This is a genomic window from Sphingobacterium sp. UBA6645 (assembly GCF_002455685.1).
Lineage (GTDB): Bacteria > Bacteroidota > Bacteroidia > Sphingobacteriales > Sphingobacteriaceae > Sphingobacterium > Sphingobacterium hotanense.
The window spans coordinates 87,615-109,183 of sequence record NZ_DKLH01000073.1 but is presented as its reverse complement, the minus strand read 5'-3'; the positions used below and the strand labels follow the sequence as shown (position 1 = coordinate 109,183).

The 21,569-nt window shown below is 40.3% G+C and carries 17 protein-coding genes and 1 pseudogene; 9 read left to right on the top strand and 9 right to left on the bottom strand.

Annotation, left to right across the window (positions count from 1 at the left end; genetic code table 11):
• Positions 1–63 precede the first annotated feature (63 nt).
• Positions 64–969: a WD40 repeat domain-containing protein gene (locus tag B2400_RS13570; RefSeq protein WP_293934227.1), complete on the top strand. Its 906-nt coding sequence runs from the start codon at positions 64–66 to the stop codon at positions 967–969.
• Here the strand turns inward: B2400_RS13570 and B2400_RS13565 are convergent.
• The 5 genes from B2400_RS13565 to dacB all read right to left on the bottom strand — a co-directional run bounded on the left by B2400_RS13565 (position 947) and on the right by dacB (position 6,729).
• Positions 947–1,783 carry a hypothetical protein gene (locus B2400_RS13565; protein WP_293934224.1) on the bottom strand — a complete coding sequence of 279 codons (837 nt, stop codon included), beginning with the start codon at positions 1,781–1,783 and terminating at the stop codon, positions 947–949. The genes B2400_RS13570 and B2400_RS13565 overlap by 23 nt on opposite strands.
• Positions 1,784–1,828: 45 nt before the next feature.
• The gene (locus B2400_RS13560; protein WP_149527213.1) at positions 1,829–2,311 is read right to left on the bottom strand and encodes a GAF domain-containing protein; all 483 of its coding nucleotides are present in this window, start codon (positions 2,309–2,311) and stop codon (positions 1,829–1,831) included.
• Between the two features lie 75 nt (positions 2,312–2,386).
• Positions 2,387–2,971, bottom strand: a complete 585-nt coding sequence (gene ruvA, locus B2400_RS13555) for a Holliday junction branch migration protein RuvA (protein ID WP_293934221.1) — start codon at positions 2,969–2,971, stop codon at positions 2,387–2,389.
• A gap of 9 nt (positions 2,972–2,980) precedes the next feature.
• Positions 2,981–5,260: an NADP-dependent malic enzyme gene (locus tag B2400_RS13550; protein WP_149527215.1), complete on the bottom strand. Its 2,280-nt coding sequence runs from the start codon at positions 5,258–5,260 to the stop codon at positions 2,981–2,983.
• Positions 5,261–5,298: 38 nt separating this feature from the next.
• Positions 5,299–6,729: a D-alanyl-D-alanine carboxypeptidase/D-alanyl-D-alanine endopeptidase gene (gene dacB / locus B2400_RS13545; protein WP_246172323.1), complete on the bottom strand. Its 1,431-nt coding sequence runs from the start codon at positions 6,727–6,729 to the stop codon at positions 5,299–5,301.
• 128 nt (positions 6,730–6,857) lie between these two features.
• Here dacB and B2400_RS13540 point away from each other — a divergent pair, with 128 nt between their 5' ends.
• From B2400_RS13540 to B2400_RS13530, 3 genes are all read left to right on the top strand, one after another.
• Positions 6,858–8,633 (top strand): aminopeptidase P family protein, encoded by a 1,776-nt coding sequence (locus B2400_RS13540; protein ID WP_293934217.1) that lies wholly within the window; start codon positions 6,858–6,860, stop codon positions 8,631–8,633.
• A gap of 263 nt (positions 8,634–8,896) precedes the next feature.
• Positions 8,897–10,147, top strand: a complete 1,251-nt coding sequence (locus B2400_RS13535) for a site-specific integrase (protein WP_032132270.1) — start codon at positions 8,897–8,899, stop codon at positions 10,145–10,147.
• Positions 10,148–10,229: 82 nt separating this feature from the next.
• Positions 10,230–11,021 carry an LEM-3-like GIY-YIG domain-containing protein gene (locus tag B2400_RS13530; RefSeq protein WP_013597186.1) on the top strand — a complete coding sequence of 264 codons (792 nt, stop codon included), beginning with the start codon at positions 10,230–10,232 and terminating at the stop codon, positions 11,019–11,021.
• A 75-nt stretch (positions 11,022–11,096) separates the two neighbouring features.
• Here the strand turns inward: B2400_RS13530 and B2400_RS13525 are convergent, their stop codons facing one another.
• From B2400_RS13525 to B2400_RS13510, 4 genes are all read right to left on the bottom strand, one after another.
• Positions 11,097–11,378: a helix-turn-helix domain-containing protein gene (locus tag B2400_RS13525; protein WP_003010415.1), complete on the bottom strand. Its 282-nt coding sequence runs from the start codon at positions 11,376–11,378 to the stop codon at positions 11,097–11,099.
• Positions 11,375–11,671, bottom strand: coding sequence for a helix-turn-helix domain-containing protein (locus B2400_RS13520; protein ID WP_003010413.1), 297 nt, complete (start codon positions 11,669–11,671; stop codon positions 11,375–11,377). Before B2400_RS13520 ends, B2400_RS13525 begins: the two co-directional genes overlap by 4 nt.
• A 99-nt stretch (positions 11,672–11,770) precedes the next feature.
• Positions 11,771–12,151 carry a hypothetical protein gene (locus B2400_RS13515; protein ID WP_232279802.1) on the bottom strand — a complete coding sequence of 127 codons (381 nt, stop codon included), beginning with the start codon at positions 12,149–12,151 and terminating at the stop codon, positions 11,771–11,773.
• A gap of 505 nt (positions 12,152–12,656) precedes the next feature.
• Positions 12,657–13,157, bottom strand: a complete 501-nt coding sequence (locus tag B2400_RS13510) for a DUF3408 domain-containing protein (RefSeq protein WP_032132267.1) — start codon at positions 13,155–13,157, stop codon at positions 12,657–12,659.
• Positions 13,158–13,704: 547 nt separating this feature from the next.
• Between B2400_RS13510 and mobA the strand changes: the two genes are divergently transcribed.
• From mobA to B2400_RS13485, 5 genes and pseudogenes are all read left to right on the top strand, one after another.
• The gene (mobA, locus tag B2400_RS13505; RefSeq protein ID WP_013597184.1) at positions 13,705–14,139 is read left to right on the top strand and encodes a conjugal transfer protein MobA; all 435 of its coding nucleotides are present in this window, start codon (positions 13,705–13,707) and stop codon (positions 14,137–14,139) included.
• A 4-nt stretch (positions 14,140–14,143) separates the two neighbouring features.
• Positions 14,144–15,403, top strand: a pseudogene (gene mobB, locus B2400_RS13500) (conjugal transfer protein MobB).
• 48 nt (positions 15,404–15,451) lie between these two features.
• The gene (locus tag B2400_RS13495) at positions 15,452–15,790 is read left to right on the top strand and encodes a DUF6660 family protein (RefSeq protein WP_041942000.1); all 339 of its coding nucleotides are present in this window, start codon (positions 15,452–15,454) and stop codon (positions 15,788–15,790) included.
• A gap of 129 nt (positions 15,791–15,919) precedes the next feature.
• On the top strand, positions 15,920–20,278 hold the full coding sequence (locus tag B2400_RS13490) for a CusA/CzcA family heavy metal efflux RND transporter (RefSeq protein WP_293934203.1): 4,359 nt from the start codon (positions 15,920–15,922) through the stop codon (positions 20,276–20,278).
• 8 nt (positions 20,279–20,286) lie between these two features.
• A complete protein-coding gene (locus B2400_RS13485) occupies positions 20,287–21,558 on the top strand; it encodes an efflux RND transporter periplasmic adaptor subunit (RefSeq protein ID WP_032132265.1) in 1,272 nt (423 codons plus the stop codon).
• Positions 21,559–21,569: the final 11 nt, after the last annotated feature.

Here is a 21,569-nt window from a genome sequence, read left to right as displayed (position 1 = left end):
TAGAGGAAATACTAAATACTAAATACTACCTATTCCGAGCTATTCCATGTATCTTTGTTTACCATGCAGAACAACATCGACATCACCCTAGAAGCCACTTTAGTAGGTCATCAAAATCCGATATTTACCCTCGCGCAAACGAGCAATTCCCAGCTTCTCTACACCGCTGGAAATGATAAAGGCGTTGTTGTTTGGGATTTAGAGAAGATGGCTTTCCAAAAACTTCTGTGCAAGGTGGGTTCTTCCGTATATGTACTGAAGGCTGTTCCCGATACAGATTTATTAGCTATTGGAATGCGTTCCGGACAAGTATTGCTAGTGGATACCACCGATCAAACTTTGGTTGCCAACTTGAAAACCGAGCATGGAGCCATATTCTCCATAGCGTTTCTAACTGATAAGCATGAGATGATAGCGATCGGTGAGGAAGGTTATGCTTATGTTTGGGATTTACGTAACTACGAACTCTTATATAGGTTTAAGATTGCAGATACTACAGTTCGCGCTATTGCGGTATCTAAAGACCAAAAGCAATTAGCATTTGGTGATAAGAATGGTATGATCCATCTTTACCAAGCGGACGATTATCAGGAGCGTGTTAAAAAGCAGGTTCATAGCATGCCAATTACAAGCTTGATCTTTATGAATAATCATCTGATCTCGGGTGGCCGAGATGCGCAGTTATTTAAGTTGGAAACTAATACCTTAGATACGATACAGCAAATTACCCCGCATATGTTTACCGTCTATAGCATTGATAATGGCGGACATGATGATATTTTTGCCACAGCAAGCCGCGATAAGACCTGGAAGGTCTGGAAAGAAGAAGATCTTACGCTCTTGAAAAATATATCCAGAGATCGTTTTTATGATTCACACCACTTATCTATCAATTCGATGATCTGGAATAAGGATAGAATTTTCACCGTCTCCGATGATAAGTTGGTTAAGGTATGGAAGGTGGGCTAGTCTGCGACGCAACATTATTCGCAGCTCTTTTGATGGTACAGCGGTAAAAATTGTAGATGGATACCAGCGATCCTAATCCGAAAAGAACATATAGAAGGATCAGAATGTTATGCTGCTCATAGGCTGGATGATTCAAGTTTTGATGAATGATCCCAAATATTCCCCATGAAAAAGCAACTGAAACTGTCGGGAGCATCTTCAAATAAGAGTAAAACATAGCAAAACCGAAAGTTAGTATTAATATACTGACATCAATGATAAACTGCTCGGTTTCGGAATGAACGACCCCCGCTTTCACAAAAGTTGTCACCATGTTAAAAGCAAATACGAACAGTAACCAACCCGTATAAATCCCGAAAGCTAGACGTATAAAATATTTGGTGAACGAGTGAGCTGTTAATTTCTCGATCTCCATACGGTTGTTGATAATGAGTAAGGTAATAATGCAGGCAACTGTGAAGATTATGGAAATAATCATAAATTGATTCAACTTTAACACCATACTCATGCCACAAAACAGCTGGTTGAGAATCAGCATATAGTCGATACGCATCACCTTGCGTACGCTGCGAATATTTAAATGCTCATTGCCAGTTTCTCTATACATCAAAGCTGTGACGATTATCATTGCTATAGCAATCACTAACCAAGCTTTAAAGGTAAAGTCTGCCGGCGTGAGATGGGTTGGGAATAGATTGAACGCACGAAAGAGGGAGACCCCAAAAATGGAATTCCCATCTATGATCAAAATCCAGATAAAATTCAAACTGACAATAATCAGGTTAAATAGAGCTAGGTTCCGAACTCCATCCATTTTAAATAGTTAGTGTTGGTTTGTACGTTTGTTGAACAAATATACTTAAATAATGTTCTCTACGAAATATTTTATTATTTGTAGAAGATATTTTACATCAACATCATCAAACGTATTTAACTCAGCACTATCTACATCTAAAACCCCAATACATTGGCCATCCTTGAGGATCGGAACAACGATTTCTGATTTAGACAGGGAACTGCAGGCAATATGCCCTGGGAACTCTTCAACATTGGGTACAACCAAGGTTTCTTGCTTAGCCCATGCAGTGCCGCAAACGCCTCTATTGTAGGCTATGCGGGTACAGGCAACAGGCCCCTGAAAAGGACCTAACACAAGCTGCTCGCCCTCCACTAAATAGAATCCAACCCAAAAAAAGTTGAACTGCTCTTTCAATGCTGCTGCTATATTCGCCATATTCGCAACTTGATTCGTCTCCCCGCTGATCAATCCTTTAATCTGCGGAACTAAAGAAAGATATTGGTCTTCTTTGCTACCCTGCGCTATGGATAAGTCTTCTGCCATATTCTGGAAGTATTTATGAAGTTAATCTGAAAAGAAAATATGATCAAAGGAGGAATAGAGACTTCCTCCTTTGCATTACAACCTTTTTAAAGCTGCTTTTATAAGTTGTTCAACAGTGAGGTCAGGGTCAGTAGTCGTAATGACTTGTAGCGCCTTCTCCGCCTGCTGCTTAGGAAAACCTAACATAACTAAGGCTGTCAGGGCCTCTTCTGCCGAAGAAGGTTTACTCGCAACCAATGGGATTAATGCATCTGGGCCTTGTTTCTTAAGCTTATCCTGGAGCTCAAGAATAACGCGCTGAGCGGTCTTCGGGCCTATACCCTTAATCTTTTGAATAACATTGACCTGCCCTGCCACAATCGCTTGTTGGATTTCCTCCGGAGTAATCGAGGATAACATCATACGTCCTGTATTCGGTCCGATACCGGATACCGATATGAGGTGATGGAAGAGATGGCGCTCTGCCTCTGTCGCAAATCCGAAAAGAGTTTGTGAATCCTCGCGAACCTGAAAGGAGATAAAGAGCTTGCAATCTTCCTGATCCTTAATCTGGCTAAAGGTAGTCAATGAAATATGCACATAGTATCCAATACCGCCTACCTCGATAACAACGTGGGTAGGCGCTTTGAATACTAGTTTTCCTTTAAAATATTCGTACATCTCGAATGTTTATTTGTTCATTGCCTGATGCTCAATCGCATCAACAACAGCAATAGTAACCATATTGACGATCTCACGAACGGAGCTGTCTAACTGCAATACGTGTACCGGCTTGTTCATACCCAATAGAATAGGACCAACCGCTTCAGCGTTTCCAACTGATTGTAAAAGCTTATAGGCAATATTGCCCGATTCTAAGTTCGGGAATACTAAAGTGTTTGCAGGCGCACCGTTCAATGTAGAGAATGGGAAGTTATCAGCAAGCATCTCACTGTTCAGTGCAAAGTTTGCTTGAACTTCACCGTCAGCAACGATTTCCGGATGCTCTTTGTGCAAGATTTTTACAGCGTCACGAACTTTATCGGAGATAACGCCATCGTTTGAGCCAAAGTTAGAGTAAGATAACATCGCAAGACGAGGTTTCACATTGAAACGCTTTACAGCAGCATCTAATAAAACACTGATCTCCGCAAGCTCTTGTGCGTTCGGATTCTCGTTCACCGTCGTATCACCAAAGAATAAAGGTCCTCTAGAAGTCATCATGATATACATACCTGCAACGCGAGATCCTGGTTTAGCACCAATAACCTGCAATGCCGGACGAATCGTAGAAGCGTAGTTTCTCGTTAATCCAGAAATTAATGTATCTGCATCACCAAATTCTACCATACTCGCGGCAAAGTAGTTTCTATTAGTCATCAACTTCCGAGAGTCTAATTTATTAATCCCGCGGCGTTGTCTTTTGGTATAAAGATGCTCAGCATATTTTTCAAAACGCTCTGACTTCGTTTCTGCTAATGGGTCGATAATCTCTACACCATCTAATTCGAAAGCATATTCTTCAATCAAACCTTTGATTTTTTGTTCATTACCCAGTAGAATAGGGAATGCAATTCCTTCTTCTTTCACGATCTGAGCCGCGCGTAAGGATTTATAGTTATCTGCCTCTGCAAAAACAACTCTCTTAGGGCTGTTCTTCGCTTTAGCAGTCAAGTTTCTGATCAGACGGTCTTCTTTTCCTAAACGCTTGTGAAGCTCTTCGCGGTATGCATCCCAGTCTTCAATAACTTTGCGAGCAACACCTGATTCAATAGCTGCTTTTGCAACAGCGATAGAAACTTCGGTGATCAAGCGAGGATCAGTAGGTTTAGGGATTACATAGTCAGCACCAAAACGGATGTTGTTTGCGTTGTACGCAATGTTAACTTCTTCAGGAACCGGTTGCTTTGCTAATTCAGCAATTGCTTTTACAGCAGCAATCTTCATCGCTTCGTTGATCGCAGTAGCACGTACATCTAAAGCGCCGCGGAAGATATAAGGGAATCCCAATACGTTGTTTACCTGATTAGGAAAGTCAGAACGACCTGTACCCATGATTAAATCATCGCGAGTCTCTACTGCAAGCTCATAAGCAATCTCCGGATTTGGATTTGCCATCGCCAAGACAATTGGTTTTAGAGCCATTGACTTCAACATTTCTGGCGTCAATACATCTGCTTTTGATAAACCGATAAAAACATCGCTATCTTTTACAGCTTCTTCTAGCGAATGAATATCACGATTAGTTGCCCATTCTGCTTTGGTTGTATCCAAACCTTCTCTATCAGCGCGGATTACACCCTTGCTGTCCAACATCACAATATTTTCTTTTCTAGCACCAACAGCTACGTACATTGCTGTACATGAAATAGCTGCTGCTCCAGCACCGTTTACCACGATCTTTACTTCAGAGATGTTCTTCCCTTGCAATTCGCAAGCATTGATTAATGCAGCACCAGAGATGATCGCTGTACCGTGTTGGTCATCGTGCATCACAGGAATGTTCATCTCCGCCTTTAAACGACGTTCAATTTCGAAACACTCAGGAGCTTTAATATCTTCTAGGTTGATACCTCCAAAAGTAGGCTCCAATGCTTTTACGATATTGACGAATTCGTCTACATTTTTGGTATCTAATTCGATGTCGAACACGTCGATATCAGCAAAGATCTTAAATAATAGACCTTTACCCTCCATTACTGGCTTACCAGCTTGCGCACCGATATCGCCTAATCCTAAAACGGCAGTACCGTTACTGATTACAGCAACAAGGTTACCTTTCGCTGTATATTTGTATGCATCTTCACTGTTTTCTGCAATTGCCAAACATGGCTCAGCAACGCCTGGTGAATATGCCAATGATAAATCTCTCTGTGAACTGTGTGGTTTTGTCGGAACGACTGCAATCTTTCCGGGACGTCCCATTGCATGGTATTGCAAGGCGTCCTTTTTTCTGTTGTTATTGTTCATAACGTTTCTAAATTTACTATTCTAGTAGTTGTTGTTCTCTATTTTAATACATCCAATAATTTAAACATCTGCTGGCGCATGCGCCCAGCTCCACCATGGTAGTTGTTTACTAGCAAGGAGAAAGTATAGGTTGTGCCATCGGCAGCCTTTTGGTAGCCTGTATAGCCCAAAGTGCCCCCAATTGTGCCGCTTTTCATGGTCATACCATTGATTGTCGGAAGGCCTTTCTTAAAATCTGCAAACCATGGTCTGCCCTGCGCATATTGCATCACGCGGGCTAAGGCGTTGCTGGTTACCCGGTTTTGAGGAGATAATCCGGAACCATCGTACGTCCTGATCTCTCCGATAGGCAACTTCAATTTATTTTCCCAATATTTCGCTACTAAAGTCGCAGCATCCTCGGTTTCATATTTATTTGCCGAAATCCCACCGATCACTTTCAATATTGCCTCACCGTACAAATTAATACTTTTTTGGTTGAACCAATGGATAATCTCAATAAGCTTAGGTGATTGAATGGTTAATAGCTTCTGTTTATTAGCCTCCCAGTTGCTTATTCCAGCATTTTTTAATAAGGTCGCTGTGGTAATCATGCTGTCTGCCACGACGATAGAGTCAGCCGTTAATACCTTCGATAAATCGTAAGCTAAGCTTAATGCCGGATCTGGCGTAGAAAGCTCAATGGTCTTTTTCAGATCTGCACCATAGGTTCCACGTAGATAAATAACGTTCGAATAAGGTGCGGAATAACCATAAACATTATCGCCAGAGCCATTTGACCCGGTCGTTACTTCATTGATAACCTGATAAAAAGGCGGGATATTATGTGATTTTATACTCGCTGCAGAGCCTGGGCGGCCTACTGAAAAATTAACATCATAGGCATTTTCTTTCCAGTTCAAAGCCGATACGCCCGCACCGTAATAATTTCCCATATCGGTCCACATCCATGTACCCGGTACTTGGTTTCCCTTGTAGAATTTATCATCAGCGATAACAAGACCATTGATTTGCTTAATGCCGAGTCCCTTAATAGCGGCTTTCCATTTATTTAAAATAGTTTCCGCGTTATGCGAAGGATAGCGCTCGCTTCCCAAGGTAGGATCGCCTAAGCCTTCAATGATTAAATTCCCATTCAGTGTGCCGATGGAATCTACCGTACCTGTATAATATAAATGCGTCGGAAAAGTATAATCGGGACCTAAGAGATCTAAGGCCGTAATGGAGGTCATTACCTTCAATGTAGAAGCGGTGGGAAGACCGATTTTGCTGTTCTCCTCAAATACAATTTCTCCGGTTTTGGAATTGATAACCGTTAGTGCCGCAACCCCGTTCGTTAAAGAGGGCGCATTCTTAAATTGCTGATAAGCATTTTGGATTTTTGTCTTTGTCTCTTGTGCGAAAGTAGTTTCAATTCCTCCAACTACTAAAAGAGCTGATAGACAAAGACAAGAAAAAAATCTTCTCATAGGAAGCAAATATCGCATTATAGTCTACAAGTAGTACATAATTCTTGTAAAATTTCAATTCTATGATGAAGTAAAACTTTTAATTACTATAGTTTTTATAACTTGCACGGATTATTAAAAATAACATAATGAAATACATCGAAAAATTAGCTTCCATCCGCCAAGTGATGAAAGAAAAGGGTGTAGATGCCTATATTATTCCTTCCTCCGATCCGCATATCAGCGAATATCTTCCAGATCGTTACAAATGTATAGCATGGACTTCCGGCTTTACCGGTTCGGCAGGTACACTTGTGATTACACAAGACTTTGCAGGTCTATGGACCGACTCACGTTACTTTGTACAAGCAAACGAACAGCTTGCCGGTACAGGTTTCGAATTGGTTAAACTACAAGCTCAAGGCAAACCAGAATATGTAAGCTGGTTGGCGAATAAATTGCAAAAAGGACAAGTAGTCGCTTTCGACGGTAACCTAGCAGCTGTCGCTGTAGCACAAGCGGTGCAAGACGAATTGCTGCCGCTAGGTATTCAAGTGGATGGTCATATCGATATCCTTGCCGATATCTGGGAAGGACGTCCGGCATTGCCGACTGCAAAAGCCTACCTGCTGGACGTTGCGACCACCGGTCAAAGCACGAAAGATAAATTAGCGGCTATCCGCGGAAAGCTAAAAGCTAAGCGTACGACGACACACTTTGTATCATCCTTAGACGATTTAGCATGGATATTGAACATCCGTGGTAATGACGTGAAGTGTAATCCTGTTGTACTGGGCTTCCTTTTGATCGATGGGGATAAGAATACACTGTACATCCAATCGGGTAAATTATCTGATGCCGATGTCGCAAGCCTGAATGCATCTGGTGTCACTGTTGAAGAATACGAAAAAGCTTTCGAAGCAATTCGTCAAATAAACAGCGAGAATATATTATTAGATCCGAAGCGCACCTGTTTCGCAATCTACGATGCCGTTCCGGATAGCGTAAAAATTATCGAGGATCTGAACCCATCAACCTTATTGAAGGCTGTAAAGAACGAGACAGAATTAGAGCATACCCGCAATGCAATGCGCAAAGATGGTGTCGCTTTAACGAAGTTCTTTAAATGGTTGGAGGAGAATGTAGCTTCCGGAAATCTAAGCGAAATCTCCATTGCCGAGCGCTTACAGCAATTCCGTTCGGAATTAGATGGCTTTGTGGATATCTCATTTGATACGATTGCCGGATATTTAGAGCACGGCGCTTTGCCGCACTATAAAGCAACAGATGAGAGCAATGCGACCTTGAAACCAGAGGGTCTATTACTTGTAGATTCCGGAGGTCAGTATATTGACGGCACAACAGATATCACACGCGTGGTATCGCTAGGTAACATCACTGCTGAAGAACGTGTAGACTATACGCTCGTATTAAAAGGTACTATCGAAGGTTCTACTGCCATCTTCCCGAAAGGTACTCGCGGCTACCAAATTGATGCGATTACGAGACATCCATTATGGAGCAAACTTCGTAACTACGGGCATGGAACAGGTCATGGTGTTGGCTTCTTCCTAAATGTTCACGAAGGCCCACATGTGTTCAATAGCGCCGCTATCGATATCCCAGTGGAAGCAGGAATGATTACCTCCATCGAGCCAGGTCTATACCGCGAAGGCCAATACGGTATCCGTATCGAAAACCTGGTACACTCCAAAGTAATCGAATCCAATTACTTCGGTGAGTTTATGGACTTCGAAACATTAACAGTTTGCTACATCGCTACCGACCTAGTCGATAAAACAATTCTTGATCAAAAACATATCGATTGGTTGAACCAATACAATAGTTGGGTATTCGACCAATTAAGCCCAAGCTTATCAGAAGAAGAGAAAACTTGGTTAGCTGATAAAACAAAAGCAATTTAAAATAAAGTTTCAGTAAAAATACATTAAAGATTAATAACAGGCAAAACGGTTGTAAATAAGGGCTTTACAGCCGTTTTGTGATTTTTTGGTAATGAGGTAAAAAGCAGTAAAAAGCGAGGTTTGGCAAAAGTAAGGTTACTAAAACGTTACTTTTAAATATTAGAAACAATCGTTTTAAAATACTGTATTTCAGCTTTCTGCATAGTTTTTCATATTGTTCAGTAGCTCACATAGGTTTAATTTTATCATTAAGAATTGTGAGTATGGAAACGACAAAAAAATCAACGTTTAAGGTATTGTTCTATCTTAAAAAGAACGCTCCAAAGAAAAACGGAAAAGTTACGGTTATGTGCAGAATTACCGTAAACGGCAAACAGTCTGCATTCAGTACAAAGCTGGATATTTCCGCAACAAATTGGGATTTGAAGTACGGTAGGGTTTTAGGTAAAAGCCGAGAAGCACAAGACACAAACAGGAAACTTGACAAAATTCGTTCGGGTATTGAGGAATGCTATTCCAAAATTCTGAAGAATGAGGGGGCTGTAAACAGTGCTAAACTTAAAAACACCTTTCTCGGTATGGAAAGTGGAGAACTGACCTTTTTCAAATTCTATGAACAGTTCCTGTCCGACTATGAGAAAAAGGTTAATAGTGGACTTCGGGTAAATGGCACACGCAGTAAATACAAAATACTTTTGAAACATCTTCGAAATTTTGCACTTACAAAATATGGTTATTCCGATGTGTCTTTTAACGACCTTACTCCTGATTTTGTACAGGAATTTGATTACTACCTGCGTGACGCCCAAAGCTTGGCGCACAACACCATTTGGCTGTATATGATTGGCTTTACCACGCTTTGTCGATTAGCAATGAGCAGAAAGCATCTTGCTTTCAATCCGTTCAGCGAGTACAAGAACACTAAAAAGGACAAAGACAGAGGTTATCTGCTACGGAACGAGTTGGAACAGCTTGTAACATTCAACTGCGAGAAAAAGAAAGACGAATTGGTTAAAGATTTGTTTGTGTTCAGTTGCTTTACAGGATTGTCTTATTCGGATATGAAAGGGCTTAGAAACAGTAATATTCAGGATTTCTTTGATGACAATCAATGGATTATCGTACGCAGAAAGAAAACGGCTACATCGTCAAACGTGATGCTTTTGGATATACCGAAAATGATTATCGAAAAGTATGCAGGATTTGCAAAGGACGGAAAGGTATTTCCTGTACCTTCAAATACAATCTGTAATGACAGCCTAAAGAGAATATCACAACTTATTGACTGCCTGAAAGAAAAGAAAGTAACCTTTCATTTGGCACGTCATACATTTGCCACATTGTTTTTGAGTGAGGGCGTTCCGCTCGAAAGTTTGAGCAAAATGTTAGGGCATAAAAACATTGCCACAACACAGATTTATGCCAAGATACTTAACGAGAAAGTTGGTAAGGATATGCAAAAAGTATCACATAAATTCAAAGGTATGGAGCAGTTTTTTGTGGCTCAATTCTAAAACCTGTAAAGCGATTAAAGAAAGCCAATGCAGTTTTTTGCATTGGCTTTTTGTATTTTTGAAGTCAATAAAACAACAAATTATGATTGAACAATTTTCACAAAAGACACAAGAAGAATTAAAATCTTATGTTTATATTTTAATAGACCCAAGAGATAATAAAATATTCTATGTTGGAAAAGGGTATGGAAATCGTGTTTTTTCACATATTAATGAAGCGATATTCAACCCAGTCGGAACTGAAAAATTAGAGATTATAAGAGCCATAAAACAAGAAGATCTAAAAGTAAAACATTTTATAGTGCGACACGGATTAGAAGAAAATGAAGCACTAATAGTTGAAGCTGTTTTAATTGATTTTTTAACTTTTAAGGATTTTATAGAGGTTGCGAAAATTTCAAATATAGTTGCAGGACATTATTCATTTAATCAAGGGATTAAAACTGTTAATGAGTGTGAAATACTTTACAATTGTGAAGTATTGAAAAAAGAAGATATTAAACATAACGTTTTAGTAATCAATATAAACAAAACATACGATAATAAACGAAAAAAGAAAAGTGAGAACCCTATTTATGACAGACCAAATATTTATGAAGCAACCAGAGGTTGGTGGGTATTAGACAAAGACAGAGCAGAAAATTCAGATTTCGTTTTAGCTGAATATAAAGGTGTAATAAGAGCGATATTTAAGCCTGAAAAATGGGTTCAAGATATTGAAAATAGAGGTGTCAAAAGATGGGGATTTGAAGGTTCAGAAGTTACTTCAAAAGAAATTCTTGATATATATATGAATAAAGAAGTTCCTAAAATTAGAGGAATGGCAAATCCAATTCGTTATTTTGAAAAAATACCCACAACTACAGGGTATTAGGCAAGAAACAGCCCGCCGCTTAAAGCAGTGGCTGTTTCTTTAATTGACCTCCCGGTTACAGTTTCAGATAGTTGGTTAACGCTGATAGTTGTCTTCCAATACCTTGATAATATCGCTTTCACGAAACAATATTTTTCGTTCGAGCTTGATAAAAGGTATCAGTCCGTCATCCCTGTACTGTTGCAATGTCCGTTTGCTGATATGTAACATCTCGCAAACCTGTTCGCCTGACAGGTAGATTTCTCCTTTTAAGAGTGGATGAAAATATTCCCTGATATACAGCAGTTCATTTTTGATGCCTACTACAGCTTCGAGCAAGGCAATCATATCTTCGTTTGAATTTCCAATCTGTTTCATTTCTTTTGCTTTTTTAATGGTCGCTCTCCCTGCAGCAGTAATTCCACTTCGGATAATCTGAAATATGTTTTCCGATTGATTTGCGTTGCCCCAAGAATACCTTTTGCCCTGTACGTCTGCAAAGTTCGTTTACTGATGTTGAGCAGTTGGCAGGCTTCCTGTTGGTCGAGCCATTTTGTTGCCTGTTGCAGTGCTTTGTAGGGTGCAGTCATTTCCGCTATCAAATTGGAAACTTCCTTTACTTCCCTATGCAATGCCTTTAAAATCTGAATGTCCAAAACCGTTATTTCCATATCATGTCATTTATACCTCGAAAATAAAAGCAATTCATATAAGATTTCTCAATGTTGCAGTCAGAGGTAGCGTTTGGCGTACAGTTGCCAAATACGGTATTACATTCCCAATTTTGGTTTATTATTTTTCGGACGAGTTTGTTGTGATTTGATTGTATTGTCCATTCTCAAAGCTGGTTTTTTGTTGGTTTGTACAGTCTGACTTTTTCCATCGTTTTTGAAATCCGAACGCATAACCGTTTTTGTTGCACCTATTACGCTTTCAGGTTCGGTAGTCTGTTTTTGTTGTTCAACACGCTTGCCACCGAACAACCTGCCCAGACCTAAACCCTTTGTATCTTTGAATTGACGTTTAAAGTTGGTAATAAAATTGGAAATCGGGTCGCTATGCTTATCGACCTGCATAAAAGGAGCATTCTTTTTTTTCTCGGATAGCTCGTTTTCTTTACGCTCTTTGTTGGTATTTACTTTTTGTGCCATAGGTTCAAAATTTTTCCCAATATAGAACACAAGAGAATGTATTATTTTCATTTGGCTTTTTGTGGCAGTATTTGGCTTATATTGGCACAATAGGAATGGAAAGTAATCCTTAAAACACTTTAACTTTTCCTCGCAAAGCCCTCACGGATTTAAAGAGTTTTCTACGGATAAAGGAAAGCATACCAAAAACATCCTATCCTTACCCCTTACGTGTTTTTTGTACCCTTTCTTTGATTGGAATGGATTAAAAAAGAATAAAAAGGTCGCAAAGATAAAGCGGACAGCCACCGCACCACCCAACCAAAAGCTTACGGCATAATGGCAGGGCAAAAGGTGGCTTCGCAGAGTTGTTGTGTGATTGCCCTGCCACCCTTCGGGACTTATTCCGTTTCCTTTTGGTTTTTCCCCTGTCCGCCTTGTTAAAATGGCTTTCTTTTTTTTCTGTTTTTTTGTTTTGAAAATAATTTTTGAGAGGGAATTACGCATCCTTATCAATGGGCAGTTATCAAAACAATGGCTTGTGCTTATCGTTATAGATTTCCTTAATCAGTTCTCCGAACTCCTGAAAGTGGTACTCGATAATGTTGTCCAGATACGCATAAATCGTCAGTTTGTCAATTCCTATAATGTTGGTAAGCCTGTTAAATGTTTCGTGGTGTTCCTGCCGTACATAGACTGATTTACCCCTACTTGCAGTACTGTTCGGAATTTTAAAGAACTGTCCGCAGTAATCCTCTTTGGTCAGTTTTTTGGTTTTAGAAGTGCCTTTTTTAGAATTGTTGACCAATGGCTTTGAATGTTCCGTTTCTGTTGCTATTTCCTCGGGTTCTTCTCCTGCCATTACACGCATAATAGCTTCCTCGTCAACTTCGGGTTTTGCAAAGTCTTCCCGATGTGTTATTCCTTGTTGTTTCATCAAAGGTTGTTTCTTTTCATCAGTTAGGAAATTTTCAATAGAGAAATCTTCTTTTTCGGGTTGATGATTTTTGTTTTCTTCGTGTATCATATCTCTTATTTTTAATATTATATCCAATTAGCTATCTGGTTAGCTGAATAGTTAGTTCTATATACTGTTGTATCTATGTAGCCAACTATTTACCTATGTACCTGCATACACTTAACTGGCTAGTTCATTAACTCAAAAAATAGCAATTAGTCCGCATTCAATCACGCAGATTTGCTGTCGATTTTTTTGCCATTCATTTACTTAATTAAGGATATAACCAATCAGCCAGTTAATTAGTTACAAAGGAAATAAAAGCAATTCCTGCCCCCATAAGGGTGGCAGTATTTGGCGTTCAAAGGCTTTATTTGGCGTAATCGTAAGTCGTTGTTTTTCAAATAGTCTTATCGAACTTTGTAATCGGGGCAGTTGATTTTTTCGGCTAACTCCAATCCGTTTGCAAAACGGATTTTTCTGAACTCCTGTTCAGAGCAAGTTATCTTTTGAGGTACTCGAAATGAATTTCGGCACTCAAAAGCACTTGCCCTTGCAGGGAGCTGAAAACCGCTCCGAAGTCGCAGTTTTGTTTAACATTAGAAATGGATTTATTATGGAAGAAAAGAACAGTAAACAAATTAGGAAAACAGGGAGAAAACCGAAGAATGACCCTGCCGTACATCGGTATTCTATTAACCTGAATGCAGAGGAAAACGCCAAGTTCCTTGCCCTCTTTGACCAATCGGGGATAAGTGTAAAGGCACATTTCATTACGGCTTGCATCTTTCAAAAGACCGTAAAGACCGTAAAAATTGATATGAATGCGGTAGAATACCACGCAGGACTGACCAAATTTTTCAGTCAGTTTCGAGGAATAGCAACCAATTACAATCAGATTGTAAGGCTATTGAACGCCAATTTTTCGGAGAAAAAAGCATCTGCATATCTCTATAAATTGGAAAAACAGACCGCAAAAATGAAAGAACTGTTGCTAAAGGTTTTAATTCTTACCGACAGATTTGAAAAGCAATATCTACATAAAGAGTAAAATTATGATTGCAAAAATCGGAAAGGGAAGCAATATGTACGGAGCGATTTTGTACAATCAGCAGAAAGTGGACAGGGAAAACGGAGCGGTTTTGTTGCTGAACAAAATCCCCGACACAATGGACGGCAGGTATTCCGTAGCGTATTTCAATAAATGTTTTGAGCCGTATTTGTCTGCAAACATCAAAACAGAAAAAACGGTACGGCATATTTGATTGAACCCAGACCCGAAAGACGAGGTAAGCGATGAGCAGTTTACGGAAATGGCACAGGAATATATGGAACGTATGGGCTACGGAAATCAGCCTTATATTGTTTTCAAACATACGGACATTGACCGAATGCATATCCATATCGTTTCGACCTGTGTAGGCATTGACGGTAAGAAAATCCCCGATGATTACGACCACCCACGTTCAATGGCAATCTGTCGGGATTTTGAAACGAAATACAACCTGCACAAAGCAACCGAGCAGGAGCAGAAACAAGCCAACAAAGTTTTCAAACCTGTGGATTACCACAAAGGCGACATCAAAAGTCAGATTGCTTCGGTAGTACGGCATTTGCCGAAGTATTACAGCTTTCCGACTATGGGAAGCTATAATGCTTTATTGTCGCTGTTCAACATCACAGCGGAAGAAGTCAAAGGCGAGCGGAACGGTCAGCCGGTAAACGGATTGGTCTATGTGGCAGTGGACGAAAACGGAAACAAGGCAAGCAATCCGTTTAAGGCATCGCTTTTCGGAAAAGACGCAGGAGTTGCACAACTACAAAAGCATTTTGAACAGTCAAAAGAGAAAATGAAAACCAATCCTGTAAGGTCAGTTTTAAAGAATACTGTTGAATTGGCTATGCACACGACAAGCAACGAAATAGAATTTAGAAAACAATTGACCGAACACGGTATTAATACGATTGTTCGCAGAAACGACAACGGACGGATTTACGGAGTAACTTTCATTGACCACGAGAGCCGTAGTGTATGGAATGGTTCACAGTTAGACAGAAACCTGTCTGCAAATGTTTTTAACGATTGGTGGAACAACGGCAACAAACCCGAACTGAAAACACAGGATAACCCTCTTTCCAAAACGAATACAATAGACAACCAACCAACGAAAGACCTTTTTGAGTTTATCCCACAGGAACATTCTCAGAATTTCGATATAGGATTATTCAGCCTTTTACCTGATGCACAAGGCGTGGATTATAAAGAAGAAACATTTGCTAAACGGATGAAGAAGAAAAAGAGACGATTGCAATAAACAATGCAATGCCATTGCATTACTTTTTTACTAACTTTGCAAAAGAATATGAAAGTCTTTTACTCCATATTGGCAATTTATATGATGACGGTATTTTTAATGCCGTGTACCGATATGTATGAAAAGGACAACTTTCAAAACCATAACCATTCGGAAGAATTAACCCATCAAGGAAGCCACGACCATCAGGAAACAACTGATATGTGCAGTCCATTTTGTTTATGCGGTTGTTGTGGAATGGTGTCGGGCATAGTGCTTCAATGGAATGTATATAACTTAGTTAAGGCGAAGACTTTTGAACTGTCTAAGCCTGAAATATATTACAAATCTATCTTTATCCCCTGCTACTTCGGGAAAATTTGGCAACCGCCAAAGGTTAATGCTTAATTTTTAATGTTTTAGTGATTACAGCTTAACGCAAACAGCGTTAGCTCGGTTTTTAGGCTATTTATATTGCCTAAAAACACAATCATTATGATTTTATCATTATTAATTCATCATTAATCGCAACAAAAAGTGTTAGATAATATTATAAAATTCTCCATAAAGAATAAGTTCATCATAGGATTGATGACCTTGTTTCTCATCATTTGGGGGGTATGGAGTGCCACCAAAATCCCTATTGATGCTCAACCTGACATTACAAACAATCAGGTTCAGATTATTACCCTGTCGCCTACATTGGCAGGACAAGAAGTAGAACAATTAGTAACATTTCCCGTAGAGCAAAGTATCGTTAATCTTCCAAAAGTAGAAGAGATAAGAAGTGTTTCAAGATTTGGATTATCTGTTGTAACCGTTGTCTTTCAAGATAATGTCGATATTTATTTTGCACGACAGTTAGTAAGCCAACAGCTGAAAGAAGCACAAGACCAGATACCTGACGGGATTGGAACACCTGAACTTGCTCCTGTCAGTACAGGTCTTGGCGAAGTGTACCAATATATTCTTCATCCCAAAGAAGGCAGTGAAGACAAATATTCCGCAATGGATTTGCGGACAATGCAGGACTGGATTGTTGCCAGACAACTTTACGGTACTCCGGGAATTGCAGAAGTCAATAGTTTCGGTGGTTTGCTTAAACAGTACGAAGTTTCTATCGACCCAAACCGCATCAAGGCAATGGACGTTAGTATTTCCGATATTTTTACCGCCCTCGAAAACAACAACCAAAATACCGGAGGTGCATATATCGATAAGAAGCCCAATGCTTACTTTATTCGCGGGATTGGTCTGGTTACTTCATTGGAAGATGTAGGAAATATCGTCGTTAAAAATACAGGTAGCGTTCCGGTATTTATCAAAGATGTGGCAGAAGTACAATTTGGTCACGCAACCCGGTACGGAGCATTGACCTATAATGGCGAAGTAGATGCTGTGGGTGGGATTGTAATGATGTTGAAGGGAGAAAACACCTCTGAAGTTGTAAAAAGTATCAAAGAAAAAATACCGGTTATCCAACAATCTCTACCCGAAGACGTGGTCATAGAACCATTTTTAGACAGAATGGATTTGGTTGATAGAGCGATAAGTACGGTTCAAAAGAACCTCATTGAGGGCGCACTGATTGTTATTTTTGTATTAATTCTATTCCTGGGGAATTTCAGAGCAGGACTGATTGTAGCCTCAGCCATACCGCTATCTATGCTTTTTGCGTTGGGAATGATGCGGCTGTTTGGTGTAAGTGCCAACCTGATGAGTATGGGGGCTATTGATTTCGGATTGGTAATAGATGGTTCCCTGATTGTTGTTGAAGCGACAATGCATCATTTGGGCTTGCGGAAATCCACACAAAGACTTACGCAGGCAGAAATGGATGAAGAGGTATATGAATCTGCACGGAAAATTCGTACGAGTGCCGCATTTGGCGAAGTTATCATCCTCATTGTCTATATCCCTATCCTTACTTTGGTGGGTATAGAGGGTAAAATGTTTACGCCAATGGCACAGACTGTAAGTTTTGCCATTTTGGGAGCATTGATTTTGTCCTTTACCTATATCCCGATGATGAGTGCTTTGTGTTTGTCTAAAAAGCCGATTACCAAAAAGAATATTTCAGACAAAATGATGGACTATCTTCAAGGGGTTTATAAACCATTGTTAGAAAAAGCCATTCGGATGAAATATGTGGTTATTGCGGTTGCCGTTGGGCTGTTTACCATAAGTATATTCTTTTTTTCACGGATGGGCGGAGAGTTCCTGCCAAAATTGGGCGAGGGCGATTTTGCTTTCCACTGTATCCTGCCACAAGGAACATCGTTAAGCCAAAGTCTGGAAACCTCTATGCAGGCATCAAGGATAATCAAGGAATTTGACGAAGTGAGAATGGTCGTAGGCAAGACTGGTGCTGCCGAAGTACCGACAGACCCGATGCCTCCCGAAGCCACTGACCTGATGATTATCCTAAAACCGCAGGACGAATGGAAAACAAAAAAATCCTATGACGAGCTTTCCAATGAAATGATGGAGAAACTTGAAGTTATTCCCGGTGTATTCTTTGAAGCCAATCAGCCGATACAGATGCGGTTTAATGAACTGATGACAGGTATCAGACAGGATGTAGCCGTTAAGATATTCGGAGAAGACCTCGACAGTTTGTTGGTTTATGCCAATAAAGCGAATGCTATTATTCAAACAGTAGAAGGTGCGACTGCTCCGCAGGTAGAACGGGTAGCAGGTCTTCCCCAAATCAATATCGAATATGACCGTACCCGAATAGCCAATTACGGCTTGAATGTACAGGAAATAAACGATATTGTCAGCACTGCGTTCGCAGGTAAATCAGCAGGTGTGATTTATGAAAACGAACGAAGATTTGATTTGGTGGTACGGCTTGATGAAGCCCACCGCAGTTCCATTGAGGATGTGAGCAATCTGTTTATCCCACTACCAAACGGCGACCAAATACCGCTTTCACAGGTTGCAAACATTGATTACAAATTAGGGCCCGCACAAATCAGCCGTGAAGGCGGTAAACGCAGGATATATGTCGGCTTCAACGTACAGGGGCGGGATGTAGCCAGCGTTGTCAATGAAATTCAGGATAAATTGGCTGAACAGATTAAGCTACCGACAGGTTATTATTTTACTTATGGTGGTCAGTTTGAGAACCTCCAAAAAGCTACCGACAGATTACTCATAGCAGTACCTATCGCCCTGCTTTTGATTTTTATCCTGTTATACTTCACGTTCCATTCGTTCAAGGAAGCCGTTTTGGTCTATACGGCTATCCCGATGAGTGCCATTGGAGGCGTATTTGCCCTTTTATTGCGGGATATGCCATTCAGCATATCGGCAGGTGTCGGATTTATTGCTCTGTTCGGTGTTGCTGTTCTGAACGGGATTGTACTGATTGCCACGTTCAATAGACTGGAGAAAGAGGGTTGGAACGAGATTGTTCCGAGAATTATCGAGGGAGCTAAAACAAGGCTTAGGCCTGTATTGATGACAGCATCTGTGGCAAGTTTAGGTTTTTTACCAATGGCATTGAGTACAAGTGCAGGTGCAGAAGTACAAAAACCGTTGGCAACGGTCGTTATCGGAGGATTGATTTCAGCAACTGCATTGACGTTGTTCGTGCTGCCCTTGCTGTACCTCGTATTTATGAGAAACCAAAAACCTCCGAAAAATAATAAAACGAAAGCCATAGCACCCGTGTTGTTCCTGTTTATGTTCTTGGGATTTTCTCAAAACGGTAAGGCACAAACTCCGATAAATGTAGATAAGGCTATCGAGATTGCTGTGGAGAATAACCCTCAGCTACGTTCCAAAAATATGGATATTCAATCTGCCCAAAGCCTTAGCAAGACGGCGTATGAACTGCCGAAGACCGGTGTAGATTTCCAATATGGGAATATTAACAGTTTCGAATTTGATAACGGCTTCCAGATTTCGCAGACCATACCCTTTCCAACGCTCTTTGGGGCAAAGAAAAACTTGGTCAAAGAGCAAGTCAAAGGTCGGCAATGGTCAAAGGCTCTGACAGAAAATGAACTTAGAAAACAGGTAAGAACCTATTATTACCAGTTGGAATATTTGGAGCATAATGCTTCGGTTTTAAAGTATCTTGATACTATTTATGCAGACTTTATCCGCGTAGCAGAACTGCGGTACAAAACCGGAGATATAGGCAAACTGGACGTTAATACTGCGACTACCAAGAAAGGGGAAATAAGTCTTTTGTATCAACAGAACGAGGTTTTAAGGCAGAACGCCTATCAAAGCCTTAAAAATCTGATGCAGACACAGGAAGACTTCTTAATAGAACCGCAACCGGATTATACACCATTGCTGTTAAGTTCTTTCATTGACAGTTCGGCTGTTGCAAATCATCCGAGCATCCAGTTATTGTATCAAGAGGCGAAAATTGCCGAGCAGAACAAGAAATTGGAAAGAGCAAACAGCTTGCCTGATTTTACATTCGGTTATAATAACATATCGCTGATAGGAATGCACAGTAAAAATGGTGTAGAGCAATTTTATGGCAAAGGACAGCGGTTTAGTTTTGTTGATTTAGGTATTACAATCCCAATTTTTACCACCACCAAAGCAAAAATTCGCTCGCTTGATTACAAGAAACAATCATTGGAATTAAATGCGCAATGGCAGGAACAACAGCTTAAAACGGAATTGGCAAACGCCTTGAAACAATACGAACAATATGTAGCGCAGTTTACCTATTTCAAGGAGCAGGCACTTCCCAATGCTGATGAGATTATCAATGCTGCAAAGCTGGGGTACAGTACCGGAGATATTTCTTATGTGGAGTACCTATTTGCCTTGCAGACAACAGCAGACATTCAGCTTAATTATTTAAATAGCATTCAGCAAATCAATGAGGCTGTAACGCTTATCCATTCATTAATCAGTAAATAATACAATATATGAAACGTATCATAAATAATATAGTTTTTAGCGTTCTTGTCCTCGTTGCATTCTTTGCTTTCAACGCCTGTACAAATAATCATAAAGAGGGCGATGGGCATAATCACGGAACGGAAGCAGAAACAACAACGGACGAACACGAAGAAGAAGAAGAAAATGTTGCAGTGCTGACCGATGAGCAGATGAAAGCGGTGGGTATTGAAATCGGTTCAATTGAACAGAAGCAATTATCCGCAACATTGAAAGCCAATGGAGCATTAAGAGTTCCCAACAGCAACAAGGCGAATGCAACCTCGTTGTTTGGTGGTGTTATCAAATCCCTTAATGTGGAGATAGGCGATTTCGTAAGGAAAGGTCAGGTTATCGCTACTATTTCCAATCCGCAATTCATACAATTGCAGGAAGAATACCTAAGCATCAATAGCCGGATAGAGTTTGCCGAACAGGAACTTGTAAGACAAAGAGAGCTGAATGACGGAAATGTCGGAGCAAAGAAAAACCTGCAAAGTGCCACTACTGAACTGAACACGTTGAGAACACGGAAGTCTTCTTTGAACCAGCAAATTCAAATGATGGGGATTAATCCGGCTTCCTTGTCAAATTCGAGCCTTAAATCCTCATTGGTCGTTACAAGTCCGATAAGCGGTACTATCAGCAATGTTTTTGCCAAAATCGGAAGCTATGTAGATGTGTCATCGCCTATTGCTGAAATCATAGAAAACACAGCCCTGCACTTGGACTTACAGGTGTATGAAAAGGATATTCCTTTAATCAAAATAGGTCAGAAAATAGATTTTGTCGTAACCAACAATCCCAATAAGACTTATTCTGCCGAAGTTTATAGTATCGGCTCATCCTTTAGCGGAGAGAGTAAAACTATTGCTGTTCACAGCAAGATTACAGGAGATAAAGCAGGATTGATTGACGGAATGAGTATAACCGGAATGGTAAGTTTAGATGATGTATTAAGTACGGCTGTACCCAACGATGCTATTGTCAATGCAGACGGAAAGTATTACATCTTTTTGGTCAAGGAGCGGGAAGAAGAAGCTCACGACCATAAAGAGGGCGAAGCTCACGACCATAACCACGGTTCTGAAAAAGGAACTCAATTTGTAAGAATGGAAGTCGTTAAAGGTGCTACGCAATTGGGTTATACGGCAATTACACCTGTAAGTGAAATTCCGCACGGTGCGCATATCGTGGTAAAAGGCGCGTTTTTTGTGAATGCAAAAATGGATGATTCGGGAGAACACGCCCACGCTCACTAAAAAACATTGGA

What these genes read in the sequence shown, in the direction of transcription:
- B2400_RS13520 (WP_003010413.1), bottom strand. Translation starts at nt 11,671, where the DNA reads ATGGAAATAACGGTTTTGGACATTCAGATTTTAAAGGCATTGCATAGG.
- mobA (WP_013597184.1), top strand. Translation starts at nt 13,705, where the DNA reads ATGGAAGAAAAGAACAGTAAACAAATTAGGAAAACAGGGAGAAAACCG.
- B2400_RS13530 (WP_013597186.1), top strand. Translation starts at nt 10,230, where the DNA reads ATGATTGAACAATTTTCACAAAAGACACAAGAAGAATTAAAATCTTAT.
- B2400_RS13515 (WP_232279802.1), bottom strand. Translation starts at nt 12,151, where the DNA reads ATGGCACAAAAAGTAAATACCAACAAAGAGCGTAAAGAAAACGAGCTA.
- B2400_RS13485 (WP_032132265.1), top strand. Translation starts at nt 20,287, where the DNA reads ATGAAACGTATCATAAATAATATAGTTTTTAGCGTTCTTGTCCTCGTT.
- B2400_RS13540 (WP_293934217.1), top strand. Translation starts at nt 6,858, where the DNA reads ATGAAATACATCGAAAAATTAGCTTCCATCCGCCAAGTGATGAAAGAA.
- B2400_RS13550 (WP_149527215.1), bottom strand. Translation starts at nt 5,260, where the DNA reads ATGAACAATAACAACAGAAAAAAGGACGCCTTGCAATACCATGCAATG.
- B2400_RS13510 (WP_032132267.1), bottom strand. Translation starts at nt 13,157, where the DNA reads ATGATACACGAAGAAAACAAAAATCATCAACCCGAAAAAGAAGATTTC.
- B2400_RS13525 (WP_003010415.1), bottom strand. Translation starts at nt 11,378, where the DNA reads ATGAAACAGATTGGAAATTCAAACGAAGATATGATTGCCTTGCTCGAA.
- B2400_RS13570 (WP_293934227.1), top strand. Translation starts at nt 64, where the DNA reads ATGCAGAACAACATCGACATCACCCTAGAAGCCACTTTAGTAGGTCAT.
- B2400_RS13495 (WP_041942000.1), top strand. Translation starts at nt 15,452, where the DNA reads ATGAAAGTCTTTTACTCCATATTGGCAATTTATATGATGACGGTATTT.
- B2400_RS13565 (WP_293934224.1), bottom strand. Translation starts at nt 1,783, where the DNA reads ATGGATGGAGTTCGGAACCTAGCTCTATTTAACCTGATTATTGTCAGT.
- dacB (WP_246172323.1), bottom strand. Translation starts at nt 6,729, where the DNA reads ATGAGAAGATTTTTTTCTTGTCTTTGTCTATCAGCTCTTTTAGTAGTT.
- B2400_RS13560 (WP_149527213.1), bottom strand. Translation starts at nt 2,311, where the DNA reads ATGGCAGAAGACTTATCCATAGCGCAGGGTAGCAAAGAAGACCAATAT.
- ruvA (WP_293934221.1), bottom strand. Translation starts at nt 2,971, where the DNA reads ATGTACGAATATTTTAAAGGAAAACTAGTATTCAAAGCGCCTACCCAC.
- B2400_RS13535 (WP_032132270.1), top strand. Translation starts at nt 8,897, where the DNA reads ATGGAAACGACAAAAAAATCAACGTTTAAGGTATTGTTCTATCTTAAA.